A 1,075-nucleotide genomic window follows, 5' to 3' on the forward strand; every position below is an offset into this window, starting at 1 on the left:
GGGGTGAACGTCCCGCCGACGGTCTTCAGCAGCGTGAACGCCGGCGCTGTCGGAACCGGCACCACCGCGATCGCCACCCCGACGGGGCCGTTGCCGACCGGAACGGTGGCGATGACCGTGTTGGTGGCGGTATCGATCACCGACACATCGTCGCTGAGGTTATTGGTGACGTAGACGCGGGTGCCGTCCGGGGTGACCGCCAACCTGAGAGGGTTGTCGCCGGCGGGGATGGTGGTGATGACGGTGTTGGTGGCGGTGTCGATCACCACCACAGTGTCGGCGCCGGTGCTGACGTAGGCGCGGGTGCCGTCCGGTGTGATCGCCACCCCGACAGCGGCGGCGCCGACGCCGACGGTGGTGATGACGGTATTGGTGGCGGTGTCGATCACCGACACATCGTTGCTGCCGACGTTGGCGACGTAGGCGCGGGTGCCGTCCGGGGTGATCGCCACCCCGGCAGGGAAGCTGCCGACGCCGACGGTGGCGATAACGGTGTTGGTGGCGGTGTCGATCACCGACACATCGTTGCTGCCTTGGTTGGTGACGTAGGCGCGGGTGCCGTCCGGGGTGATCGCCACCTCTTCCGGGGTGCTGCCGACGGGGACGGTGGCGATGACCGTGTTGGTGGCGGTGTCGATCACCGACACGTCGTTGCTGACGTTGTTGGTGACGTAGGCGCGGGTGCCGTCCGGGGTGACCGCCACCCCGCGCGGATTGTCGCCCACGGGGATGGTGGCGACGACGGTGTCGGTGGCGGTGTCGATCACCGACACATTGTCGTCGCCGATGTTGGTGACGTAGGCGCGGGTACCGTCCGGGGTGACCGCCACCCCGATAGGGGCGTCGCCGACCGGGATGGTGGTGATGACGGTGTCGGTGGCGGTGTCGATCACCGACACATTGTCGTCGAATCTGTTGGCGACGTAAGCGTAGGTGCCTGGCGGTACCGCCGCCGCCTCGGTGGGCGGAACTGCGGCGACTGCCGCCGCCGCCATCACCAGGGACAGCAGCAGCCCCAGCACGTACCGGCCCAACCGCCCGCTCGACGGCATCCTTCCAGGGCGACCACTGAACG

1 protein-coding gene is annotated in these 1,075 nt (G+C 68.6%); it reads right to left on the reverse strand.

Annotated elements, in window-relative coordinates; all coding sequences use genetic code 11:
• Nucleotides 1–1,052 (reverse strand): beta-propeller fold lactonase family protein (locus ACFWI9_RS34720; protein WP_387169391.1); only part of this gene is annotated, 1,052 nt, incomplete at its 3' end.
• Nucleotides 1,053–1,075 lie beyond the last annotated feature (23 nt).

The sequence above is a fragment of the Streptomyces sp. NPDC127084 genome (genome assembly GCF_042724175.1).
Taxonomy (GTDB): Bacteria; Actinomycetota; Actinomycetes; order Streptomycetales; family Streptomycetaceae; genus Streptomyces.